Annotated in this window: 13 protein-coding genes, 1 tRNA gene and 3 pseudogenes; 8 read left to right on the plus strand and 9 right to left on the minus strand. The window is 51.7% G+C overall.

Translation table 11 applies throughout. The features are described from left to right. Positions 1-151: 151 nt before the first annotated feature. Positions 152-227 (plus strand) — tRNA-Asn (locus tag EDC52_RS13070). A gap of 182 nt (positions 228-409) precedes the next feature. Next, positions 410-580 (plus strand): annotated as a pseudogene (locus EDC52_RS20090) (Arm DNA-binding domain-containing protein); the annotation flags it as partial. Between the two features lie 160 nt (positions 581-740). Here the strand turns inward: EDC52_RS20090 and EDC52_RS13080 are convergent. Beyond that, positions 741-1,721 carry a LysR family transcriptional regulator gene (locus EDC52_RS13080; protein WP_131865785.1) on the minus strand — a complete coding sequence of 327 codons (981 nt, stop codon included), beginning with the start codon at positions 1,719-1,721 and terminating at the stop codon, positions 741-743. A 133-nt stretch (positions 1,722-1,854) separates the two neighbouring features. On the opposite strand from EDC52_RS13080, the gene EDC52_RS13085 reads away from it, so the two are divergent. Beyond that, complete coding sequence (locus EDC52_RS13085; protein ID WP_131865786.1) at positions 1,855-3,360, plus strand: MFS transporter; 1,506 nt, start codon at positions 1,855-1,857, stop codon at positions 3,358-3,360. A 72-nt stretch (positions 3,361-3,432) separates the two neighbouring features. Here the strand turns inward: EDC52_RS13085 and EDC52_RS13090 are convergent. Further along, positions 3,433-4,326: pseudogene (locus EDC52_RS13090) on the minus strand (IS3 family transposase). Between the two features lie 89 nt (positions 4,327-4,415). Between EDC52_RS13090 and EDC52_RS13095 the strand changes: the two are divergent. Next, positions 4,416-4,529 (plus strand): annotated as a pseudogene (locus tag EDC52_RS13095) (transposase domain-containing protein); the annotation flags it as partial. Between the two features lie 220 nt (positions 4,530-4,749). Here EDC52_RS13095 and EDC52_RS20445 read toward each other — a convergent pair. From EDC52_RS20445 to EDC52_RS13105, 3 genes are all read right to left on the minus strand, one after another. After that, entirely contained in the window at positions 4,750-4,971 is a 222-nt protein-coding gene (locus EDC52_RS20445) for an alpha/beta fold hydrolase (RefSeq protein WP_165911715.1), read from the minus strand. 103 nt (positions 4,972-5,074) lie between these two features. Continuing rightward, complete coding sequence (locus tag EDC52_RS13100; RefSeq protein ID WP_131865787.1) at positions 5,075-5,614, minus strand: DUF2058 domain-containing protein; 540 nt, start codon at positions 5,612-5,614, stop codon at positions 5,075-5,077. 127 nt (positions 5,615-5,741) lie between these two features. After that, a complete protein-coding gene (locus EDC52_RS13105; RefSeq protein ID WP_131865788.1) occupies positions 5,742-6,224 on the minus strand; it encodes a cold-shock protein in 483 nt (160 codons plus the stop codon). 744 nt (positions 6,225-6,968) lie between these two features. On the opposite strand from EDC52_RS13105, the gene EDC52_RS13110 reads away from it, so the two are divergent. From EDC52_RS13110 to EDC52_RS13125, 4 genes are all read left to right on the plus strand, one after another. After that, positions 6,969-8,216 (plus strand): oligosaccharide MFS transporter, encoded by a 1,248-nt coding sequence (locus EDC52_RS13110; RefSeq protein ID WP_131865789.1) that lies wholly within the window; start codon positions 6,969-6,971, stop codon positions 8,214-8,216. 18 nt (positions 8,217-8,234) lie between these two features. Next, positions 8,235-9,425, plus strand: a complete 1,191-nt coding sequence (locus tag EDC52_RS13115; protein ID WP_131865790.1) for a glycoside hydrolase family 88 protein — start codon at positions 8,235-8,237, stop codon at positions 9,423-9,425. A 50-nt stretch (positions 9,426-9,475) separates the two neighbouring features. After that, positions 9,476-11,257 carry a DUF2264 domain-containing protein gene (locus EDC52_RS13120; RefSeq protein ID WP_131865791.1) on the plus strand — a complete coding sequence of 594 codons (1,782 nt, stop codon included), beginning with the start codon at positions 9,476-9,478 and terminating at the stop codon, positions 11,255-11,257. 235 nt (positions 11,258-11,492) lie between these two features. Next, positions 11,493-12,335, plus strand: coding sequence for an AraC family transcriptional regulator (locus EDC52_RS13125; RefSeq protein ID WP_131865792.1), 843 nt, complete (start codon positions 11,493-11,495; stop codon positions 12,333-12,335). 358 nt (positions 12,336-12,693) lie between these two features. On the opposite strand, the gene EDC52_RS19980 is transcribed toward EDC52_RS13125, so the two are convergent. The 4 genes from EDC52_RS19980 to EDC52_RS13145 all read right to left on the minus strand — a co-directional run bounded on the left by EDC52_RS19980 (position 12,694) and on the right by EDC52_RS13145 (position 16,343). Next, positions 12,694-13,596, minus strand: coding sequence for a hypothetical protein (locus EDC52_RS19980; protein ID WP_196237768.1), 903 nt, complete (start codon positions 13,594-13,596; stop codon positions 12,694-12,696). A gap of 250 nt (positions 13,597-13,846) precedes the next feature. After that, positions 13,847-14,776: an SDR family oxidoreductase gene (locus EDC52_RS13135; RefSeq protein WP_329955558.1), complete on the minus strand. Its 930-nt coding sequence runs from the start codon at positions 14,774-14,776 to the stop codon at positions 13,847-13,849. Positions 14,777-14,850: 74 nt separating this feature from the next. Next, the gene (locus EDC52_RS13140; RefSeq protein WP_131865793.1) at positions 14,851-15,588 is read right to left on the minus strand and encodes an SDR family oxidoreductase; all 738 of its coding nucleotides are present in this window, start codon (positions 15,586-15,588) and stop codon (positions 14,851-14,853) included. A 14-nt stretch (positions 15,589-15,602) separates the two neighbouring features. After that, positions 15,603-16,343, minus strand: coding sequence for an SDR family oxidoreductase (locus EDC52_RS13145; RefSeq protein ID WP_131865794.1), 741 nt, complete (start codon positions 16,341-16,343; stop codon positions 15,603-15,605). Positions 16,344-16,358: the final 15 nt, after the last annotated feature.

The following is a 16,358-nucleotide window of genomic DNA, read 5'->3' on the forward strand; positions in this document are numbered from 1 at the left end:
TGAGAAACTGTAGTCGTGATACTGACGGTAGCGGTATTTTTTGTGTGTAAAATCAGCAGAATGGTGAGAGAATCGACGGCTGTGCTTTTTTGCTTAAAAGACCTTTGACAAAGGGACAGGCTCTGATTAGTATTCGCCTCGTTCAAACGATTCCTCTGTAGTTCAGTCGGTAGAACGGCGGACTGTTAATCCGTATGTCACTGGTTCGAGTCCAGTCAGAGGAGCCAAATTCTTGTTTTCATGCCTCTTTGCGAAGCTTTATACGATTTAGATTCAATGAGTTAGTGTGAAAAGTCTTCCCGATGCATTTTCAGTTTCCCCTCCGCATCGGGAGAATTTGGTTGTCAGATTTGGGGTTGAGTTGGTTCGATGACGGAGTGACCCTCAAAGGTCTCTTAACGACACTTAAATCCGCAACTTAAAACCATCAGCAAAACCCTGCAAAGTTTCCGATTCCCACGCATTGTATCTTCTTATCAAACCCGGCGGCTCAAGTCACTGGTATCTCAAGTACCGTATTCAGTGGTAAAGAATGCCGAATTGCGCTGGGGCCTATCCTGCCGTATCCCTTTTTGTTGCATGACCACAGCGTGAAGGTATCCGTGAATTGTGTCTGCGAATAAAACGTCTATTTACACTGGGCAGAAGTCCTTAAAGTGGTTTTACATCATTGCCTCTTAAACTCCAGCCATATGAAAAGGCTCGCATTTCTGAAAGAAGGGCAACGAGCCAGCTCTTAGCTAGAATTGTCGCAGCGAATGGCTACCTGCTTCCCTCGAATACTGCTGGATTACGTCAAGCTTTTCCTTCTCTGCCCGCACTGCGTTGATCAAATCATCGATGAAAGCGCGAACCTTTGCTGGCAGGTATCGCTTCGTAGGATATAACGCCATGACAGGTAACTCAGCAGTGTCATAGTCAGGAAGGACCGGCACCAGCCGCCTCTCGGCCACATGGCGATCAAACAAAAAGGATGGCAAATAGGCTATACCCATACCAGACAAGGCCGCGTCAAGTATGGCCTCGCCACGATTGGCCGTAAACGCAATTCGTCCAGGGATCGTATGCCATCCCCCATCTGATGCCAGAATGCGCCATGCGTGTTGCCCGGAGGTATGAGTTCTCGAGTTCGCATAAGGAAGGCAAAGATGGTCGCGCAAGGATTCGATCGTCTGTGGCATACCATATTTTTCAAGGTATTCGGGAGCCGCACAAAACATCGTGCGATACCGGCCGATCACGCGCGAGATCAAGTACTGGTGTGGCTCGGTCACTCCGCCGATACGGATTGCCAGATCAAAACCCTCTTCGACGATGTCAACGACCCGGTCGGTCAGATTCATCTCAATCGTTACGTGTGGCCATTTTTTAAGAAATTCACGCACCACAGGCATAACGTGTAACTGACCAAAAGCACCCGGTGCCGTAATGCGCAGCAGACCTTTCGGCTGTGCATCCCGGCCTGCGATGTTGTTCTCGGCTGCCTCCAGGTCATCGAGTATGACGGCACATTGCTCGTGAAACCGCCGGCCTTCTTCTGTCACACTGAGTGCTCTGGTTGTCCGCCTGAAGAGACTGACTCCCAGGCGAGTCTCCAGCCGCCCGACGGCTTTTGCCACTGCTGAACGTGACAGACCCAGCGTGCGGGCCGCGTCAGCAAAAGTACCTGCTTCTATTGTCGTCGTGAAAGCGATGATGTCTCCGATGTTCGTTCCCCGCATATATCACTCCGTTTCTTATACGTCGCCAGTGAGGCGAAATACATTCGCCAATTGATATTATATATTATCAATTGAATCACTACAGGAGACAAACTTATGTGCTCCTCATCATTATTTTTAGAAGGAGCGAACGTTGAACGCATCATCTTCATTCTCCGGGGCCGGTCATCGGGGTCTGGTTTTGCTGGCTGCATGTGTTGTCGCCATCACCAATCCGCTGGCGTTTACGGGCCCTGCCGTCGCGCTGCCAATCATTGGTCAGGCGCTGGAGGGAAGCGCCGTTGAATTTGGTTGGGTAACTAACGCCTTTATGTTGACGTTTGGCAGTTGCCTCATGACAGCAGGGTCACTTGCCGACTATCTGGGCCGGCGGCGCGTCTTCCTTGTCGGCGTCGGATTGCTTTTCCTGTTTTCCCTTGCCCTTTGCTTCGCGCCCAATATTCTGGTCATCAACATACTGAGAGCCGGGCAAGGCATCGCAGCGGCAGCGGCGTTTGCAGGCATCATGGCTGCGCTGGCCCAGGAATTCCAGGGGCCGGGTAGCATGCGCGCTTTCAGCCTCGTGGGGACCAGTTTTGGCGTGGGCCTTGCCTTCGGGCCGATCAGCTCAGGCTTCCTGATCGACATTTTCGGCTGGCGGTCGATCTTTGCTCTGGTCGCGTTGCTTGCGGCGCTGGCTTACGCTCTGGGAACCGCATTTGTCCGCGAGTCGCGAGATCCTGACGCGGTGGGTATCGACTGGAAAGGCAGCATTACTTTCACTGCGGCACTGGCACTGTTTACCAATGCCATTCTTATCGCGCCTGAAAAAGGCTGGCGGGATGTCGAGACGCTGGTGTATCTGATAATAAGCATCTCGCTTTTCGCGCTCTTTTCGGTCATTGAGATACGGGCAAAACAGCCGATGCTGGATCTCTCCCTTTTCCGCTTTCCACGCTTTGTGGCGGTGCAGATGCTTGCTGCTGCGCCAGCATATGCCTTTGTCGTCCTCCTGATACTGCTGCCCGTCCGCTTTGTCGGGATTGATGGTATGAGTACACTGGACGCGGGTTGGATCATGGGAGTGCTGTGTGGCCCGCTGCTGTTCCTCCCCTTAATCGCTGGCTCATTAACACGGTGGCTGTCAGCGGCAACGCTTTGCGGTCTCGGATTTATTATGGCGGCCGCGGGTCTTCTGTGGCTGAGCCGCTGGCCCGGAGGTGAAGCGACCCCATTACTTCTCGGACCGCTTCTGGTCATTGGAGCAGGTATTAGCCTGCCATGGGGGCTAATGGACGGACTGGCTGTCAGTGTCGTTCCCCGGGAACGTGCCGGAATGGCCACCGGAATATTTAACACTACTCGGGTCGCCGGTGAGGGAGTCGCACTCGCCGTCGTGAGTGCCGTCCTGTCCGCGTTAGTGGCCACGCATATCAAACTGGATTTTCCGGATGCGTCAGCGAACGCAGGCAACGTTGCCCAACGATTCGTTGCCGGCGACCTGTCTTCCGTTCAGTCGATTCTCGTTAATTCGGCCCGTGAGGCCATTTTCAATAGCTATCACTCAGCCTTCAGCAGTCTGCTGGTTATCCTGTCAGGAATAACGCTTTTGACCGCTGTCGTGATCTTCATCGCACTTCGAGGGTCAGCGCCAGAGTGAATCGCCACGGGTTTAACAGACACCTCAGAGTCATTTATGGACTGCCCCCAAAACCGTGGACATATTCTGTCCTCACGATGAGGCCCGTTCAAAGGCCTCGGGACTGACGCCGCCCAGATGGCTGTGCGGGTGATATTCGTTGTAGCGCTCGAATGCCAGTGACAGGTTTACTACCACCGTCTGGCTGTCCGGTTTTGGCATCATGCCGATATAATCACGCTTCATCGTCTTAACGAAGCTTGCTGCTACACCGTTACTTTGTGGACTTCTGATCGCGGTCGTTCTGGGCTCCAGGCCCAGCATGTTAGCGAAGCTCCGGGTTTCATCGGCACGATAAGACGAACCGTTATCCGTCAGCCATTCGATGGGCGCTGTCGGCAGGTGTTGCCCGAACCGGCGTTCCCCTGAGCGTAGCATAACGTCCTGTACCGTATTGCTGTCATCACCGCCGGTGCTGGCCGCCCAGTCCAAGGCTTCCCTGTCGCCACCGTCGATGGCGAAGGTGACCCGCAGCTTTTCGCCGTTGTCGCAGCGGAACTCGAAGCCATCCGAACTCCAACGGCGATTGCTGTCGGCCACCGCCACCCGGACTGTGTGACGACGGGTATCCGGTGTGGTACGGGGTATCGACTCTAACAACAAGCCGTTGTCACGCATCACGCGCCATAGCCGTTTTGCGTTCACCCTCGGCAGACCTTCCTGCTCAGAACGGCGGCGCAGATTAGCCCAGATGCGTCGATAGCCATAACTCGGCAGGTCGGCAACGTCGGCACGGATGTGTTCCAGTAATTCGGCGTCATCCTGGTATTGCTTACGCCATTTAAAGACTTAATTGGCATTCACATTATGACGACGAGCGACAAGAGAAACGGAGCTTCCTGGCTGGAAGGTCTCCTGAACGATGGCGATCTTCTCCTGCGGAGTGCGACGACGGCGTCGCTCTGGCTCAGTAAGAACAGTACCCATGATTTCGCTTTGACCAGTCTTGAACATAGTTCCAAGCCTACCTCTTATTTAGGCGGGTCAAAGTGTATGGATCATCAGGGGGCTAATACAACGGCATAGATCCGGAGAAATACCTCAAAGAAGTATTGAGCCTTATCGCCGAGTGGCCCATAACTCGGATAGACGAACTGTTGCCGTGGAATATCACCTTCTCGCCTGAGTAGTTGTCAATACGGCGCATGCGGTACGCTTACGTAAGCAGCGAATATAGGATTTCCTAAACCTGTCTGTAGTAAGTGGTAGTTTTGCAGGGTAGGAATCAATTAGTTGCGGGGCGTGGTCAAGGACTGTCTCATTATTAATGGGTAAAAAAGCGTCAAGCAATATGAGATGCGTAACAATGCCATCTAATTTTTTTGCAGCCACAGTAGCGGGAAATCCACCCTAGCTGTGTGCAACGAGCGTAATATTTCCACGCCCCAAGCTGCGGACATCCTTGACAATATCCTGAACGTGGGTCTCTAAAGTCACAGCCCAAGAAAGTTCAGGCATGCGTTCTGCCTGGCCGGTAAGCGTTGGTGCACTGGCTGACATCAACTCTGCTTGTAGCAATGTCACCACCTGATCCCAACACCAACCGCCGTGCCAAGCTCCATGCACTAACACCCATGACTGCGGATTAACGTCGTGTGGCGATGTGCAAAGAAAACATTGAGTTGTTGATGAAAAGCCCTGAAGGACTTTTCAACACACCTATGGCAAAGCATTTTTACCACATCAAATCATCTGGCACTTTAAAATCAGCGTACGGATCTTCTTCATCCTGCTCTTCCTGACTCAGCGCGCTATTTAATACAATACTGTTCGCATCTCGCTGAGCAATTTTATCGGCAACGCTCGCAGGGATAATCGCGTAGGCGCTCTTTCCACTGCTATTAACCACCAAACGCGCAATGGCGAGGCGACCACTGATAAGCTGTGCTTGTGTCAGCTTGTCGACTGTTATTTTTTTAATGACATTATTATCAGTAAAGTTAAAATCAATATCACCTTTAGGCAGCTCGATCCTGTTCATTTCAATCAGTTGCTTAACCTGAGCTTTGTATTCTTTCGACAGGGCGGCGTTTTTTTGTTCTTCGCTGAATTGTTTATCGCGCTCAAGTTGCGCCTTCTTGTTTTCTTCAACAGCTTCTCTGGCCTCACGAGCCTGGGCGCGTGATTTTTTAGCCGTTCTCTGGACTTTCGCCACTTTTTTGCTGGTCACTAAACCAGCTTTAAGCATCTGCTCTTGTAAGGTAAGTTTTGTCATCTTCGCTTCTGACCCGATCAATAGTGGATAGGATTATACCGGTAAACATCGAGGCTGAGCCAGTGCGTGATGGCAAAATCCGATCTTGAATAACGCAGGTCCTGGTCAATAACCCGTTAGACGTATTTCATACTTTGAGCAGTTTTACCGTGGCATCGACGTCTATCTCATCTTCCGAGAAGATTGACGTCGTACCTTGGAAGGTGGTGATCGCCAGTTTTTTTAGCGTGCGCATCTCACCAGGCTTAGCGGCTGTCTTTGGCCTGATGCTACCCATCAGCATCCCCACAGACAGCACAGCATTGTCTTTATCAATACGCGGATCGGCGGACACTTCTTCGCTATATACCAGGAATGACTTGATCGACGTGAGCTTAAGGCGTTCGCCCGCGATATAGATGTACTTACTTTCCGGTACAACTTTTATTGCATAAGCGGACAAGCCCTGGTTATTGGTGGCGGGTTCGAAAGTCACCGCCGCATTCTTTTTAATCAGATCAGGGTTGGCGACCTTTATCACATGAAAATAGCGGTTTTCACCGTTTTCATCTTTGATAAATCCAAAACCTTTATCTTTAAACCAGGTTGTGATCGTTCCGTTCATCGCCATTCCCGCCTACTTAATCGCCAAGCTATTCAGTTTTAACAGCGCGCAGTGTAAAACACTATGCTGGTGCAGCCTAGGTCTTTGGTTTAAGTATTGATGATAAATTTCCAATTTGATCAGCGCAGGCAGCAAAAAAAATGGCAGTCAGGTGGCAAAAGTTGCCGGTTCTATCGTGGTTCACACTTCAACTCGACATCGACTGCAACTTGCTCACTCACCATTAACTCTTTATAAGTTACCTAACGTGATTTTAGATCATTATCGCCCGGGTTCTAGCCGCTACCGGCACGCACGCAGACACGGACACGGAGTAGCCTGCAGCCGTGTGACTATGGGCGCAGTTGGCTGCTTGACCATCCCGGCCTATGAATCCGATAGGTACCCAACAATGACCGATAACGTTTATAAAGACAGATTAAAAAAGCCATGGATATTAAACTTAAATTTTCGTATCAATAGTTTAAATTTTTATCCGTTTTTAGCTGAGTTTTTCAACATCATAACAGGCGCGTTTTTTATTTGTGATGTATGTCAAATATCGGACCTGCAGTCAGTGTGTATCGTGGCATCATATTAAGTCGCAGAAGGCTATTACATTATGGATTGACTCTTCAAAATTATATTGTTATCCCGTAGATAGAGTTCACTTCACCCTGGGCAGATCCGGATTGTGCGACCTATTTTCTGGTATAAAATTTGAGATTACTATTTCATGGGGCATTATTATGCCTCACTGAGGAGCATTATATGAATAGAAGTGCGCATGTCATCGCCAAAATGAGGGTGTATGCTTTTCTCTATTACTTTACCTGGGCGGTGACTTTCGTTTTATATACGTTATGGCTAAGTGAAGTCATAGGTCTGGATAGTGTTACTATCGGTACGGTTTTTGCCGTCAACGGTATCCTGGCGGTCATTTTCAAACCAGTTTACGGCTATATTCTCGATAAGATAGGCATGAGTAAAAATCTGCTTTATTTTATCGGGTTAATCACTACCATGATGGCGCCCTTCTTTATATTTATTTATAAACCGCTATTGCTAAGCTACACCCTGGCTGGGATTATCGCCGGCTCTATATTCCTTGGGCTAGGCTGGTATGCGGGGGTTGCAGCTAACGAATCCTATATGGATCGCTTGAGCCGGGTATACAACACCGAATTTGGACGCATCAGAATGATGGGCTCCATAGGTAGCACCGCCGGCGCATCTGTCTCAGGGTTACTTTTCAATATATCGCCTAATATCAACTTAGTGGTCAGCAGCGTCGGTGCGGTGATTATGCTGCTGGTACTCCTGAGCGTCAAAATCGATGAAAAATTGCTCGTTGATAATATTGTGGTATCAAAAGATAAGATTAAATCAAAAGATGTGCTTGAGTTATTGGGTAACAAAAAGTTCTGGATGTTCGCACTGTATATTGCCGGCGTTGTATGGATGATGTTCGTTGCTGAACAGCAATTCCCACGTTTTTTTGTTACCTTCTTTGATTCCAAGGCCGAAGGAAATAAGTGGTACGGTTATATGATGACCGTCAAGAATGGATTAGAATTTTTAACCATGCTGGTAGCACCCATGATCGTTAACCGCATTGGAGCGAAGAATGCTCTGCTGCTTTGTGGTGCCATAATCGGTGTCCGCCTGATGCTTTGCGGCATGGTTCAGAATCATATTGCCATTTCGGTCCTAAAAACGTTTTATGGCCTGGAAATGGCTCTGCTGCTGATCTCGGCATTTAAATATATTGCGGAGCATTTCAACAAAAAAGTCAACGCAACCATGTATCTACTCGGATACCAGACGATGATTTATATCGGCTCAACGCTGATTTCTGCACCGGCTGGTCATTTCTACGATATATATGGTTTTGAACAGACCTATTTTTATATGGGCATGTGGGCCTTGACCTTCACCCTCATCTCATATTTTACGCTTTCCAAATGCCGTTCCGGTATTGAAAAAGAAAGTGATACGTACACCGATGTAAAAGCTTAATAAACGGAGTTAGGAAATATGTTGCCAAAAATAATCACTGAGCCGCTTAAACAGGTTAAACAGCCGGCGCCGGATCGCTTTTTACTTAAACAAAAGATTCAGGCAGCAATCCATATTGCGGCGCAAAAAACGTTAGTCAACATAACTAAGCTGGAGGGTAATTTTCCTGGCGAAACCTGTATTGACGGAGTCTGGCAGCGTACGGAAAATATTGGCTGGACCACCGGCTTCTGGGCCGGCCAATTGTGGCTACTCTGGGAATTGACCCACGATGGCCGTTTTCGCGACCAGGCGGAACAGTGGGTTTCCTCTTTTACCGAGCGTCTTGATAACCGTATTGATGTCGATCATCACGATCTGGGTTTTCTTTATACGTTATCCTGCGTTTCCGCCTGGAAGCTGACCGGCAATGAGTCTGCGCGGCATACGGCAATCCGGGCGGCCGAATCGCTAGTAACTCGCTTCAACCCTGTAGCAAACATCATACAGGCGTGGGGAGATTTGGATGATCCCGCCCAACAGGGCCGGATGATTATTGACTGTAATATGAATCTGCCGCTGCTTTACTGGGCGTCGCAGCAAACGGGTGACAGCAGGTTTGCCGCCGTGGCGACCGCGCATCTTCAGCAAGCCGCGCGCCATCTGGTGCGCCCTGACGCCTCGACACACCATACCTTTTATATCGACATCAACACCGGACAACCACTGCATGGCAGAACCCATCAGGGCTATAGCGATACATCGTGCTGGGCACGGGGCCAGGCTTGGGGAATCTATGGATTTATGTTGGGCTATAAGTATACGGGCCAAAGCTCATATGTCGAGCTGACTCGCAGCCTGGCGCACTATTTTCTGAACCGCCTGCCGAAGGATGGGGTATGTTATTGGGACCTCGACCTCAAAGGGACCGACGTTTATCGGGATAGCTCGGCGGCGGCGATTGCGGTTTGCGGACTGCTTGATTTGGCAAATACACTGCCTTCAACCGACCAATACAAGTTGTATTATGAACATGCTGCTCTGAATATTGTCGATTCGATGATCGATAATTATTTATCCCCACTGTCTGAGTCCTGCGATGGGTTGTTAAAACATGGCGCCTGCAATGTGAATAAAAATAAAGGCGTGGATAGCTGTAACGCCTATGGGGATTATTACTTTGTGGAGGCATTAACCAGATTGAGCCAGGTATGGGATAGCTACTGGTAACAGTAAATTCTCTAAATTGCCCGAGCGTATTGAATAATCAAGGTGTTCTAATGGAATCTAAAAACGCATACTGCAACATAATGAGGAAATGGGCTGAATCAGCGAAGCCCTTTTTCACTCAACATTATAGCCGTATCAAGATGGGTAATACTGCCGCGCATTATCCGGACGATGTCGCGCAAATGGAAGGCTTTTCCAGGATGCTTTGGGGGCTGCTGCCGCTGTGGAGCGCAGGCCATTCTACGGATTTGCTGGCAGACTATACGGCTGGCGTACGCCACGGCAGCGACCCGCAACACCAGGAATACTGGGGTGAGGTAAGCGGTCCGGATCAGCGCTGCGTTGAAATGGCGGCTTACGCGCTTGCGATGGCGCTGCCGGACTCACTGCTCTGGGCATCGCTGTCGGTTGACGAACAGGACAATCTAACCCACTGGCTGCAGCAAAGCGCGGACTTGCCGGTGCCGAATAATAACTGGCACTTTTTCCCGGTACTGGTGCAGGTCGGCTTTAAATGCGCTGGTCGCGTTTATGATATGAGTGTCATTAATTCACATCTGGACGCCATTGAACCTTTCTGGCTGGGAAATGGCTGGTATTCAGACGGCATGGGCAGACCACGGGATTATTACAATTCCTGCGCTTTTCACTATTATGGCCTGCTCTATAGTCATTTTATGCAGGATGTTGACCCAGAGCGCTGCGAACGCTACCGCCAGCGGGCAATAGCATTCGCCCTTGAGCATATTTACTGGTTTTCCGCCGATGGTCCGGCCATTCCTTTTGGCCGCAGCCTGACCTATCGCTTTGTGCAGGCCGCTTTCTGGAGCGCTGCGGCATTTACCGGACTGGATGTTTTCAGCCCGGGCATTATCAAAGGGATTATACTGCGCCATATTGACTGGTGGCTGGAGCAGCCGTTTATTACCCATGATGGCTTGTTTTCCATCGGCTATGGCTACCCTAATCTCACCATGGCCGAGGACTATAATAGCCCCGGCTCGCCATACTGGGCGCTGAAATCGTTATTAATCCTCGCCATCGACGACCAAAGCGAGTTCTGGCAAAGTGAGCCGGAGCCATTTCCCGCGCTAGAGAAGGTCCATTTTATTCCGCAGGCGACTCAGGCCATTGTCCATTCAGAGGATAGCCGCCACGCCTGGATGTTAATGTCCGGCCAGTTTCATCCACTGAATTTTGTTAATACCGATGCCAAATACTGTAAGTTCGCCTATTCCAGCCACTTTGGCTTTACCATTGAGCGCGGAGCTTACGGGCTGAACCATGCCTCTTGCGATGCCATGTTGCTTTTCAGTGAACACGATAATTATTACCGTGGCCGACGGGAAAGCCGGTCGACCACCATGACGGACCAATTTATTCGCAGCGAATGGTATCCCTGGGACGATGTGAAAGTCATTACCTGGCTGATACCTTGTGAACACGGCCATGTCCGCATCCACTGCGTTGAGACAGCGCGGGAAATAGACTGCGTCGAGGGCGGTTTCGCGGTTAATTATCACCGATTGCAACAGACGCTTGATGACACCTCCGCGCTCTTTATCCGTTCGGAAAACGGTGGCAGTGGGGTAATCGATTTACTGAATAACAGGCACACTACCACGGTCATTACCCCCCCTAACAGTAATATCGTTTATGCTGAGCCGTCCATCGTCCCTTGCCTGGCCAAAGATCTGTCAGCGGGAACGCACTGGCTGGCAGGCTGGTACTCTTCCTCCCTCAGCGGCAAGCAGGAACCGGCGCCAGAGGTTAGGTTTGACACCGTCAACCGGCGGTTGATGCTCGACAGTACACCGATCAACATTTACTGATGAAGCCCAGGATGGCGGCCGCTAGCATGTACTGATGAAGCCCAGGATGGCGGCCGCTAGCATGTACTGATGAAGCCTAGGATGGCGGCCGCTAGCATGTACTGATGAACCCAGGATGGCGGCCGCTAGCATGATTGCGCTTCTGCAGCCGCCGCTTTTGCGTTTTGTCTGAATACGGGGCAATATGTGATAAAAACATGTTGAAAATAAGTATGCGTAATGTGAGCAGCAGCAAATGAAATCGAGGTCATTATTTGAAAACATCAAACTAAACAGCAGCTCTATGGTCTTTCGTCAGAAAGACACCGCCGTCGCACAATATTATCACTGGCACCCATGCCTGGAGATTATCTTTATATTGAGCGGTTATGGTCTAGTGGTAGTGGATAATCAGCAGTACACCGCCAAGCCCGGGAGAATGTTTGTTTTCCCACCATTCAGGTTACATAAAGTACAAATCACCGGCACTGATAAACATCCTTACATCCGCGCCATTGTGCATATCGATCAGACGCAAATTATGAATGCGCTGGAGGGTTTCCCCCGCCACAGCAAAAATTTCCGCTATCTTTCGGCGGACTCCTCCCCGGCACAGGCGTATGATCTGTCGGATAAAATGGATTTTATCGCCACGACGCTAACGCAGTTTGAAAAGCTGAATCCCGGTCCGGATTACCATATCAGCGAAGTAATGCTGCTGATTATGCAGCTCATGAACAGCCTGCCGGCAGCGGTGGAAGGTTTTCAAAAAAACGACATTACGCTTTCGACGCAAATTATGGACTGGGTTGAACAACACTATTCTGAGCGATTATCCCTCGACTGGATCGCTACGGAATTAGGCTTCTCTGCTGGCTATATTTCAAAAACGTTCCGGGCGCAAACGGGGGGTACCCTGCAGGAGTACATCCTCTGCCGTCGCATTAAGCAGGGATGCGACCTTTTGCAGACCACCAATTTATCTATTGCGGATATTGCAGAATCAGTCGGTTTTAAAGATGTTACTTATTTCATTACCTGCTTTAAAAAGCTTATGAAATCTACCCCACTGCAATATAAAAAAATACAGCGTCGCTAACCGGGGTTTAAGTAGCTGTATTTATTTCTGAATGAAGTAAAACATATATGATTCGATACGCTAGATAATGTTTACCGATGGCCTCCACGCGCTGCAGACCCAAGCGGCGACCGGGTCGCCAACTGTCATCTAGCTACCGCCGATGCCGCGATCAAGGGACGCGATGGACTGGACCATGACCTCATCCACTGCGGCCTGAGCCGACAGTGTTATGGCAGCACACGTCATTACGCTGTGAGGCCAGCAATGCGATCCTTGCTGTCTGCAAATCCTTGCTATCCACCAGCAATACGATTCTTGCTGCCTGACAGACCCTTTCCATCCGGCAGCGTTGCTTCGACACGGTAATAACGCAGCTCTATTCAGCGGTTGTGTCAGCCGACGTAGCCGTTTCTGGCGTGCTAGTGGGGGTTGGTGCAGATGTGTTTGGCGGGATTGTGGTGTTGGCCGGCGATGTGGCGGCACCCGGTGTCGCTGTTTCCGGCGTCATAGCGGTTGCAGGGGCTGTTGTCGGCGTTGTGGTTGTAGCCGGAGTGGCCTTGTCCGGAGCGGTGGTGGTTGTCGGTGCAGGGGCAACCGCCGAATCAGGGGGAGTTGCCGGCGCTGTGGTGGTTGCCGGCGCTGTGGTGGTTGCCGGCGCTGTGGTGGTTGCCGGCGCTGATACTGCGGCCGGCGCTGCCGTTTCCGGTTGAGTGTTAGCTGCCGGTGCGGCTGTGGTTGCCGGTGTCTGGGTTGGTACCGGTATCGAGGCAGCCGGAGTTGCCGTGATAGAAGGATCGGTCGTTGACGCTGCCGGTGCCGTCGCTGCAGCGGGTGCGTTGAACATCACCTTAGTAGGTGAACCCAAAGAGAAAGTAGGCGTAGACCCCTTGATGGCATAATTAACGTGCTGCTCCAGATGCGGTTCCGTCGTCACCTCTACTGCGGGAATGGTTACCCGGCCCACTAGCGAACGAGCATAGCCGCCGATTTTATGTTTACCGGCACTGACGTGCAATTCGACGGTTTGGCCTACGGCCAGAATACCGGCATCGACATCATCGACGGTGACATAGATCGGCACCCCATCATCTGACGGCGTAGCAATATGCGTAACGGTCACTATGGTCGGCCCGGACGAAAAATCGGCGATGTCGGGTTTAGACGGGGTCAAGGCCGCAGTGACCGATGATTTGGCGGCTGAAGTCGCCGATGTAATCTTGGTGCAACCACTCAACAATAGCGCGGTGGTAATAACAATCAGGGTAGAACGGTTAAGCATGTGGCGGCATTTCCCTATCAGAGATTTGTGACTTGATTAATATCATAACTGATAACGATATTGAGATGAATGTCAGACTGCCGATCTTCACAAATCCAGACAAATGATTTTCACCAAAGCCAGCTGCCCCGCCTGTTCTTCATCACAACAGCCCAGGGCTGGCGCAGAAAGCCCACCGCAGTACCGCTGAAATCGATGCTTCGGCATAGCAAAAAATCTGCGGCAGGCTTTCATATTAGGGCTGAGTGAATTAAAACGCGCCGCTTAGCGAGTCGACCGCCGCGTCGAAACGGCCCTCTCGTTCCGCATAGCGCAGTCCCAGTACCCCATCGACCAACAGCTCAACCGGGGGTGGCGTTTGGCGAAACTGCGCCATGGTTTGGTTGATGAACTCGGGTAGCGGCATATAATTGGGCTGGCGGGATTGGCCAGGCATCAATTCGGTCTGCACCCCCGGTGGCGCTATCTCGAATACCTCGATGCGTGTTTTGCGTAACTGATAGCGCAGCGATACTGTGTAAGAATGAAATGCCGCTTTGGCAGCGCAATAGGTTGGCCGGGTCACCAGGGGAACAAAAGCCAGGCCGGAGGTGGTGTTGACGATAATCGACTGGGGCTTGGTCTGCAGATGAGGCAGCAGCGCAGCGGTCAGTCTCATCGGTCCGTTGAGGTTGGTTTCTATCGTGTCGTGCATATCAGCCAGATCGGCCTGCTGATCGAGCAGGTTCTCACGCCGCATGATGCCCGCATTATTAAAAACGACGTTAAGATCGGGGTAGCGTTCAACTATTTCAGCAGCAAAGCGGCGTACGCCCGCCGGGTCGCGGACGTCCAGCGTCATCACCTCCATTCCCGGGAACTCGGCGGCCGTGGCCTCCAGCACGGCGCGCCGACGGGAAGCAATGATCACCTTGTTGCCCAACTGATGCATCTGCTCGGCCAGGCCTCGCCCAATCCCGGTGCCGCCGCCGGTGATAAGCACCGTGTTGCCGGTCAGTCGAATCGGTCGATTGCGTGCCATTTGTGGTCGCGTCTGGGGATTGGCAGGCTTGCCGGGCTGTGCCAACGCGGCGCTTGCACCCAACACCGCAATCGCCGGTGCCGTCAGTGCCGCCGCAGTCAGTATTTGGCGACGTGAAAATGCGCCCTTCTGATCCGGTTCTTTCCGCTCTTTATTCATCTCGCGTTCCTTTCATTAACCTGGTTGAGAGAGTTACTGACGTGTCGACACCTTGGTCTTTTTTGCAGCGGCGCTCAGTTGAAGCCGCCGTTTACCAGCATGGTCTGCCCATTGATCCAACCACCGTCTGGGCCTACGAGGAAAGCGACGGCGCCAGCGATGTCATCCGGTAGTCCCAGACGCCCGAGAGGCGATCGGGCGGCAGCCTCCTGCAGATTCGCCTCCGTTTTACCTTTCAGGTACAGTTCGGTAGCCACCGGGCCAGGCGCAATGGCATTGGCAGTGATGCCGCGACCACGAAGTTCCCGGGCCAGCACCGCGACAAGCACCTCAACGCCGGCTTTGGTCGCGGCATATACCCCGTAGCGAGGGGGCAGCACTACTGTGGTGCCGGACGATAGCGCAATGATTCGCCCGCCTGCTGCAACCTGTCGTGCGGCCTGGCTCAGTATCCGAAAGGCGGCGGTCAGGTTGATGGCGATCTGGAAATCGACCGCCGCCCTTTCCATCTCGGCATGTGACCCCAGTAATTGGATACCGGCGTTATGGACCACCACATCCAACCGCCCGAAATATTCAGCTACCCGGTCAAACAACCGCTCGGTATCCACCATCTGCGCCAGATCGGCCTGCACCGCCAAGGCTTGGCCGCCGGCCCTTTGGATCTGGGCGACGATATGATTGGCTTCACTCACACCAGTGGCATAATTGACCGCCACCGCATAGCCTTGCTGGGCGAGTTTTATGGCGATAGCCGCACCGATGCCACGTGATCCGCCGGTCACCAGTGCTGTTTTACCGATTTTGCTCATCAGTAGGGCTCCGTTCAGATTGCGCCGCCATTGGCGAACAGCGTTTGGCCATTGACCCAGGCACCATCAGGGCCGGCGAGGAAAGACACCACCGCGGCGATATCCTCGGGCCTTCCCAGTCGCTCGAGCGGTGCCATCCTGGTGATATTGCTGATCAGTTGGTCTGACTTGCCCTTAAAGAACAGTTCGGTTGCCGTTGGGCCTGGCGCAACGGCATTTACCGTGATATTCCGTCCCTTTAACTCGCGTGAAAATATCGCGGTCAGCGTTTCGACAGCCGCTTTGGTAGCGGCATAGGGCCCGTAAGTCGGTAATTTTAGTCGGGTCAGGCTGCTTGATATGTTGATGACTCTCCCCCCCTCAGCCATTTGGCGAGCCGCTTGCTGCAAGCTATTGAAGGTGCCGGTGAAGTTGATCGAGACCATGCGGTCAAACGTTTCGGCATCCATGTTGGCGATCGGCGCCAGTTCCATTATTCCCGCATTGTTGACCAGCACCGCGATCGGGCCGCTGCGTTTTTCAACCGTTGCGAACATCGCCGCTACATCACTAAGGCTGCTGATATCAGCAGCGACGGCAAAAGCGTTGCCACCTGACGAAACGATTTCATCCACTACTGCCGTGGCGGCGTCTAGGTTGCTGAGATAATTCACCGCGACGATAAATCCATCTGCAGCCAATCGTTTGGAAATTTCTGCACCGATGCCCCGTGAGCCACCGGTGACCAGTGCAACCCTGCCTTCGGAATAGGTCATTTTTTTATCCTCTGG

It is taken from the genome of Biostraticola tofi, from assembly GCF_004343195.1.
Classification (GTDB): domain Bacteria; phylum Pseudomonadota; class Gammaproteobacteria; order Enterobacterales; family Enterobacteriaceae; genus Biostraticola; species Biostraticola tofi.

What these genes read in the sequence shown, in the direction of transcription:
- EDC52_RS13100 (WP_131865787.1), bottom strand. Translation starts at nt 5,614, where the DNA reads ATGACAAAACTTACCTTACAAGAGCAGATGCTTAAAGCTGGTTTAGTG.
- EDC52_RS13135 (WP_329955558.1), bottom strand. Translation starts at nt 14,776, where the DNA reads ATGAATAAAGAGCGGAAAGAACCGGATCAGAAGGGCGCATTTTCACGT.
- EDC52_RS13105 (WP_131865788.1), bottom strand. Translation starts at nt 6,224, where the DNA reads ATGGCGATGAACGGAACGATCACAACCTGGTTTAAAGATAAAGGTTTT.
- EDC52_RS13115 (WP_131865790.1), top strand. Translation starts at nt 8,235, where the DNA reads ATGTTGCCAAAAATAATCACTGAGCCGCTTAAACAGGTTAAACAGCCG.
- EDC52_RS13120 (WP_131865791.1), top strand. Translation starts at nt 9,476, where the DNA reads ATGGAATCTAAAAACGCATACTGCAACATAATGAGGAAATGGGCTGAA.
- EDC52_RS13110 (WP_131865789.1), top strand. Translation starts at nt 6,969, where the DNA reads ATGAATAGAAGTGCGCATGTCATCGCCAAAATGAGGGTGTATGCTTTT.
- EDC52_RS19980 (WP_196237768.1), bottom strand. Translation starts at nt 13,596, where the DNA reads ATGCTTAACCGTTCTACCCTGATTGTTATTACCACCGCGCTATTGTTG.
- EDC52_RS13145 (WP_131865794.1), bottom strand. Translation starts at nt 16,343, where the DNA reads ATGACCTATTCCGAAGGCAGGGTTGCACTGGTCACCGGTGGCTCACGG.
- EDC52_RS13125 (WP_131865792.1), top strand. Translation starts at nt 11,493, where the DNA reads ATGAAATCGAGGTCATTATTTGAAAACATCAAACTAAACAGCAGCTCT.
- EDC52_RS13140 (WP_131865793.1), bottom strand. Translation starts at nt 15,588, where the DNA reads ATGAGCAAAATCGGTAAAACAGCACTGGTGACCGGCGGATCACGTGGC.
- EDC52_RS13080 (WP_131865785.1), bottom strand. Translation starts at nt 1,721, where the DNA reads ATGCGGGGAACGAACATCGGAGACATCATCGCTTTCACGACGACAATA.